Source organism: Mesorhizobium sp. M6A.T.Cr.TU.017.01.1.1 (assembly GCF_004023115.1).
In the GTDB taxonomy this organism is placed as follows: Bacteria; Pseudomonadota; Alphaproteobacteria; order Rhizobiales; family Rhizobiaceae; genus Mesorhizobium; species Mesorhizobium mediterraneum.
The window spans coordinates 23,079-29,078 of the sequence record NZ_RZTA01000085.1 but is presented as its reverse complement, the minus strand read 5'-3'; the positions used below and the strand labels follow the sequence as shown (position 1 = coordinate 29,078).

Sequence of the window (6,000 nt, the reverse complement as noted above, 5' to 3'; positions counted from 1 at the left end):
GTGTCGAGATTGGTGTAGTAGTAAAGCAACGTGCCTTGGATAAAGAACTCATCGTCAAGACGGTTCGAATCTGGTGGCGACAGGCTGCGCAGCGATGCCGCTGGAATCTGATACGGAACGGCTACGGTCCAGACAACTGCGCCCGTCACGCCATCGATGCGGATTGCCTCCGCGTTATCGGCCCAGACAATAACGTCGCCGTCAGGCCAAACTGCATAGACAGGAGAGTCAACGAACGTCGCGTGTTCGGTGACGAGAGTCGTTAGACCTGACGAGTTGACCGTCGCTTTCCAAAGACCTGCCGGCCGGCGTGCTGCCGAGCGCGGAAGCCGTGCTACTGCCCTACGGCCGCGAGTCTGTCCATGAAGGCGAAGCCCTTGCCAAAGCCATCATTGAGACGGTTGAAAGGCTGGCCCGATGATTCGCCTTGAATCAGTGCCGCGATGAGGAGCGAGCAATCGAGCTCCTCCGGAAACGAAACATTTAAGTCACTCTGAGTCGCCATACGAAGCGACCTCAATCTTGCTGTCTTCGCGGCGCGTTCGGCGCGCTCAGCCTCAGCCATCACCTTCGCGGAGCGCCTAACTGTGCTATTTCCCAGCCAACACATCTATTCGATCCAGTAGAATTCCGATGCCCCGGTCATGCCCTGACTCATTGAGATTGTCGCCGTTCATTGTGATGAAGCCGGTTCGATCGGTGAGGTTAAGATCCGCGTTGCCGCCAGGCGCGGGACGATCGCCTTGGCAATAGCCGTGGGCGCGCGCGGCCAACGCGCGAGTAGCCCGAGCCGTGCAAATCATACTGCTTACGCTCGATGTGGCTGCGCTCGGCCGGCGCCTATCTGGGCCATCACCAAGATCACCGCGGCAAATGACTAGCGGAACAGATATTTTGATACCTCTGGATTGCCTCGTCTCCACATAAAGTTATCCGGAAAGTAGTAATGCACGTTGACGAATATCCACGCTATGAAGAGGAACAGCGACGAGCCGAACACCTCTTTGTTGTAAGGAACCAAAACGGACAACGCGATCGGGACCAGCCAGAAACCGAGAATCCCCAGAATTCCACCAATGATGATAAATCCCAGCACCCGAAAACGGTCTTGGGCGTCATTGAACTGAACCCACGGTCCATCGACCTCAACACTGGCGTCTGACGCGAGCCGACGTATATCGGCGGATGACCGGAATGAGGGCAACCCTTTGCAGGGGCGAAGCTTGCGCGCTAGTATCTGCAAAACGGGAGGGGGGACTAATGCCACGAATTGAGCGAGTAGAGACCCGCAAGCGCGGATTTCTGGCCTTCAACGTGTTGATGGGCATCATCGACTAGCTATACCGCAAGACACTCCGGCGACGGTCTCTCGACTGTGTGCGCAATAGCGATGTTGTGGGAGCACCACTTTGTTCATTGACTACTACGAACTCCTAGAAATCAGCCCGAACGCCAACTCGGAAACGATAGAACGGGTATTTCGTTATTTTGCTATGCGCTACCATCCCGACAATCAGGATACCGGCGATGCATCACGCTTCAGTGAAATCGCGGAGGCCCATAATACTCTCAAAGATCCTCTCAAGCGCGTGCAGTACGACATTCAGTATAAAGACAATTTGAAACTTCGCCGCGAGTTGATTGAGAAAGTCAGCAACACTAAAGGAATCGAACGGGACGGCGTCATTCAAGCCAAACTGCTCTCGCTACTTTATGTCAAACGCCGACAAGACGTCAACAATCCTGGCATTGGCGATGAAGAACTCGAACGCATGTCGGGCTGTCCGCGTGAACATCTGGAGTTTCATCTCTGGTATCTAAAAGCAAAAGGCTGGATAGGAAGGGTCGAAAACGGGATGTTCGCGATTACCGTAGAAGGCATCGATCGCGCCAATACCGAACATCGTCGTGACACCACCACCAGACTACTGAATCATACAGGCTGAAGAGTGGAAGCTCGCGTGCCAGTGCCCCTTGGATTAGCCCTTAGGAGCCCCACCAGCGCGCGTTCCGGCTGGCCGCTCTCAGCGCCTCGCGCACGCCGGCGCTTCTCGCTGGCCTGAATGAGGCGCTGCAAAGCCCTAGCCTGAGCTCCGGCCTGGAATCGCTCTATCGCCGCCAGCTTTTCCTCCTCGCGCGCCAATCGGTAGACGTCGAGCAAAGGCTGCCAGTCGGCCGGCTTCTTCCGCATACACCATTGAGGCTGGCGATATCCCCAGTACTCGATACCGACGAGATCGGAACCGTCGAACCAGCATGAAACGTTCAGCTTGGGAAAGTGCAAGACCCTTGCCGCCCACCACATCTTATCGATGGCGCTCTCACCGGTGCCTTCCGCCCAGGGCGTCCAGCCGCGGCCTGGACGATCTGTCAGTTCGCTGTCGCGCATTCAGACTCCGGGCGCATTCGAGCGCTCGGCGCCCAAAGCTTTTCGTTGCTTGGCAGCGTTCATTCGCCGGCCGGCACTCTGATTGCACTTACGGCAAGCGGCGGCCAGATTGGACCGCTCGTTCGTGCCGCCAAGCATTTTGGGCTTCTTGTGCTCTAGGGTGGCTTGCTTCGGTCCGGTCTCGGTGAACGGTTCCCTGCAATAGTAGCATTTCCCGCCTTGGATCTCGACCAGTTCGCTTCGGACTTTGGCTGAATTGAATTTCAGCTTCTTCTTCATGGGGGTTGGTTCCCTCCCTTTTTGGTAAAGGGACCACGACCTCGATCCAAGGTCAAGCCTTGCATTGGCAGCCGCTTGACGAAGCCGCCGGCCCCAACGCATTCTCCCCTTGGGGGAGAGATGGCAATGGCCGATCTTCCATGGGGCAAAGCAAAGCCCCGCAACAGCATTCCATATGGCTGGATACTTGTCGCTGCCATGGGCGGCGCTGCAGCGGGCAATTACCTGTGGTCGAACTCATCCAATCTGGCGAATGCGGTAAGTGCATTCGTCTCGTCTGCTGGCTGTGACATCAAGGGCAATATTTCAATCGACACCGGTGAGCGCATCTATCATGTCCCCGGCCTGACGACGGACGCCTACGGCCACCTGTTTCCTCGGGCCGACGATGCCACCGAACTGGCCAATGCCGAGGCGGCTCTTCTGCAGTGACTGCGACATGGACGCGACATGGCCAAGCAAGGCCTTGCTCCACAAGGCTTGCAGGAAGTTTCCTAACTGTAGGTCACAGGATCGATTCCTGTCGGGATCACCATGGTTTCAATAAAGTAGCGCCAAAACATGAGCGGACGCGCCCTGTCGACTCCGCCATCACGATCGGGCACGTCACACAAATCCCCCACCCGGTAGCGTCTTCGTCCCGCCCTGTCGGGATCGCCATAGTTTCAGGCACTTAGAGGAGTCCCGCGTACTTTTTCTGTGATTAAGTACGGCGAACTTTCCGACTCAGCGGCCCGCTTCCGATCCCACCGCTGATCTCGCGACGCTGTCGCCCTTCCGCGCTCATAAGCGCCAATCATTCTCACGGCAAAAATCGAAGCCACGCCAACCATTGCGCCAGCAAGCACATCAATCAGGTGATGCCCACCCTCGGGAAGGGTGGCGATGATCATCAGAGCATTCAAAACAGCTATCGGCCACATCAGCCAGCGATAGTCGCGAAGCGCATAGACGACTATATACCGAGAGTTGTATGGTAAGACGGGAAGGTAACCAGTCCATTGCTTCTGGTCATGATCAGATCGAACGGTTCTCCGGATCGCAGTGCCATCAAAGTCTCGTGATGCCACATGCCTGCCCGGGCTGTGAAATGGTTGAACTGTTCTGCAGTTGGCTTGAAGTACGCATAGGCGCCTTCGGCCGGTACGAGCGTCATTATCGCTCCAGCGAGCACCGATGAGACGGCTAGCATCGCGATGAACTGCAGGCTCCTGTCATTTCTGTTTGTGGCTATATTCAACAATAGGACAAACGGCACCTGTGGTCCGAGCGCATGGTAGGCAAAGATCAGCACAGGAGCTACCAGCTGATTATTTGTGACGGAGAGGAACCAAAGCCAATCGAAGCCCATTCGCGCATCGATAGCGGCGAGCACCGGGTCGGCAAGCGGGCGCCCAGTGGCGCTGGCCACATGCATTAGAATAGTCGTGCAGATCAGCAGTGGGACAAAGGCTGCCGCGGCAAGCACCAGGCTTCCAAGGAAATCGGATGCCCGGCGAACAAATTGGCCTGCCCGCGAGCAATCGTCCCGTGGGCGCCGCGAGACAAGCCATGAAACCAAACCAGCCAAGCAGATGCATAATGCCACTGCTCTAATGTCATGCCAGTTAAGGGCGAAAAGCGGACACTCGAATAGGGCAGCCACAGCAGGTCAACAGCCCCAAGCGGGCCTGAAGTGATCAACGTCGCCTAAAGGTAGTTGCTTGCGCCATAACCCTCACCGCAGCACTGGATGAATTTACCCGCCTTGAGCGTGTTTTGAGATGCGACATAGGTTATCGCGGGTCAGCCGCCGGCAAAGATGCGCCAGAGAAACGCGGCAAGAGCATCGGAACGCGCTGGGCGTATTCATGATATTCGGGAAACGTCGCTCGCAAGACCCTCTCCTCGTTAACTATCCGCCGGTATTGGAAAGCAACGGCGATCGCGCAGATTGCGACCGTTGCCCATGTCGGATTACCGAGAAGGATGCCGAGCAGGACGATCGCCTCGCAGACATAAAGCGGGTGCCGCACGATTTGATAGGGGCCTGCGGTGACGAGCCGTCTGGCCTGGGCAGCGATGCTGAACGACCTGCCGAGCCACCATAAGCACCAAACGCAAAGCGCAAAGCCGATGATGGTAATCAGGTTTGCAGTGAACTCAATCTGCGGAAGTATCTCGACTCGAGGGACAGCGATCAATGTTACGGTCGCAAAGCATCCAATCAGCGCCGAGATTCGGGGTTCCAGTCCCTGCGCTGTCTTCAGTGGCGGAAGACGCGCCACTGTCGTTGCAACAACGAGAACAAGGAAGCCGAGAGCGGCAACGTCTGCTACGACGCCAATAATCAGCGCCACTGTTCCTTCTGCGTCGCGAAGTGCTTTGGCCAGGCTTGCGGCCTTCAAAGTCGCGCAGAACGTGAAGTAAAGTGTCATCGTTGCGCGCGCGATGAAATCACGCGTCGCTGCTGTTGGGAGCTTCATCGATTTTGCCCTTCGGAATAAATGGATAGGCGAGTTGCTCGACGTAAGTTGGTGGAATGGGATCATCGACGCCATAGCGCTCCGGCACAGCCTTACCGGGCAGGTACATCGTTCCAAAGAGCGCGTCGATGAATGAAAGTTGGCCAGCGAAATTCTTGTCGTACGCAGCGCGCTCATGAGCGTGATGCCAATGATGGAACTGAGGTGAGGCGATCAGCCATCGAAGCGGTCCGATGTTTAGCTTCACGTTGGCGTGCAGCAGCAATCCGTGGGCGTGATACATCAACGCGAACAGGGCGATCGCCGGGCTGCTGAAACCCAGCAGGTAAACTGGCACGAGTGACGCGCTCTTCGTCAGAACCTGATCAACAGGATGAACCCTGTGCGCCGCCAGCCAGTCAAGTTCTTCAATACTGTGATGAATCGCATGGAAGCGCCATAAAAACGGGACGGCGTGGAACATACGATGCGCCAAGTAAAAGCCAATATCCGCGATGACTATGATTTCAATAACCTGGAGCCAAAATGGCTGTGATGAAACTGAGCTACTGATATAGACTGGTATCAACTGCCCAACCGTGCCTGTTGCGAGTGTAACAGCCACGATCAGGCCAAGGCTTATAGGAACGCCATTGAACAGAGCGTAGATGAGATCGTTGAAGAAGGCTTTCCTGAGGATCTTTTGACCTGGCCTTAGAGCGAACAGGCGCTCGATCGGTACGAAGATCAGAACCGCAATCAAAAGCGCTTTGAGATTGAGAATGTCCATACGGCGCCCCGCCGGAAAGACCCAATCCAAGCACTTCGCCGATTTGGGCGCAAGTCAATGGTTTCCAAAAGGTTAACTGAGAAGGTGATTTGCGCACC

At 56.0% G+C, this 6,000-nt stretch carries 9 protein-coding genes; 3 read left to right on the top strand and 6 right to left on the bottom strand.

Translation table 11 applies throughout. The features are described 5' to 3' along the window. Positions 1 to 334: 334 nt before the first annotated feature. Entirely contained in the window at positions 335 to 565 is a 231-nt protein-coding gene (locus EOB36_RS23715; RefSeq protein WP_127205110.1) for a hypothetical protein, read from the bottom strand. A 381-nt stretch (positions 566 to 946) separates the two neighbouring features. Here EOB36_RS23715 and EOB36_RS34710 point away from each other — a divergent pair, with 381 nt between their 5' ends. Both EOB36_RS34710 and EOB36_RS23705 read left to right on the top strand, forming a co-directional pair. After that, positions 947 to 1,162: a hypothetical protein gene (locus EOB36_RS34710; protein WP_206637200.1), complete on the top strand. Its 216-nt coding sequence runs from the start codon at positions 947 to 949 to the stop codon at positions 1,160 to 1,162. A gap of 247 nt (positions 1,163 to 1,409) precedes the next feature. Next, positions 1,410 to 1,946, top strand: coding sequence for a J domain-containing protein (locus EOB36_RS23705; protein ID WP_128285851.1), 537 nt, complete (start codon positions 1,410 to 1,412; stop codon positions 1,944 to 1,946). Here the strand turns inward: EOB36_RS23705 and EOB36_RS23700 are convergent. Together EOB36_RS23700 and EOB36_RS23695 are read right to left on the bottom strand one after the other, a co-directional pair. Further along, positions 1,934 to 2,389, bottom strand: coding sequence for a hypothetical protein (locus EOB36_RS23700; RefSeq protein ID WP_128285850.1), 456 nt, complete (start codon positions 2,387 to 2,389; stop codon positions 1,934 to 1,936). The two genes, EOB36_RS23705 and EOB36_RS23700, sit on opposite strands and share 13 nt — an antisense overlap. Next, entirely contained in the window at positions 2,390 to 2,668 is a 279-nt protein-coding gene (locus EOB36_RS23695; RefSeq protein ID WP_164897598.1) for an HNH endonuclease, read from the bottom strand. A 126-nt stretch (positions 2,669 to 2,794) separates the two neighbouring features. On the opposite strand from EOB36_RS23695, the gene EOB36_RS23690 reads away from it, so the two are divergent. Continuing rightward, positions 2,795 to 3,100 (top strand): hypothetical protein, encoded by a 306-nt coding sequence (locus tag EOB36_RS23690; RefSeq protein ID WP_127205107.1) that lies wholly within the window; start codon positions 2,795 to 2,797, stop codon positions 3,098 to 3,100. Between the two features lie 523 nt (positions 3,101 to 3,623). Here the strand turns inward: EOB36_RS23690 and EOB36_RS35790 are convergent. From EOB36_RS35790 to EOB36_RS23670, 3 genes are all read right to left on the bottom strand, one after another. Further along, positions 3,624 to 4,136 carry a phosphatase PAP2 family protein gene (locus tag EOB36_RS35790; RefSeq protein WP_128285847.1) on the bottom strand — a complete coding sequence of 171 codons (513 nt, stop codon included), beginning with the start codon at positions 4,134 to 4,136 and terminating at the stop codon, positions 3,624 to 3,626. Between the two features lie 307 nt (positions 4,137 to 4,443). Then, positions 4,444 to 5,133: an isoprenylcysteine carboxylmethyltransferase family protein gene (locus EOB36_RS23675; protein ID WP_206637199.1), complete on the bottom strand. Its 690-nt coding sequence runs from the start codon at positions 5,131 to 5,133 to the stop codon at positions 4,444 to 4,446. Then, positions 5,105 to 5,902, bottom strand: a complete 798-nt coding sequence (locus EOB36_RS23670; RefSeq protein ID WP_128285845.1) for a sterol desaturase family protein — start codon at positions 5,900 to 5,902, stop codon at positions 5,105 to 5,107. The genes EOB36_RS23675 and EOB36_RS23670 overlap by 29 nt, the downstream gene beginning before the upstream one ends. Positions 5,903 to 6,000: the final 98 nt, after the last annotated feature.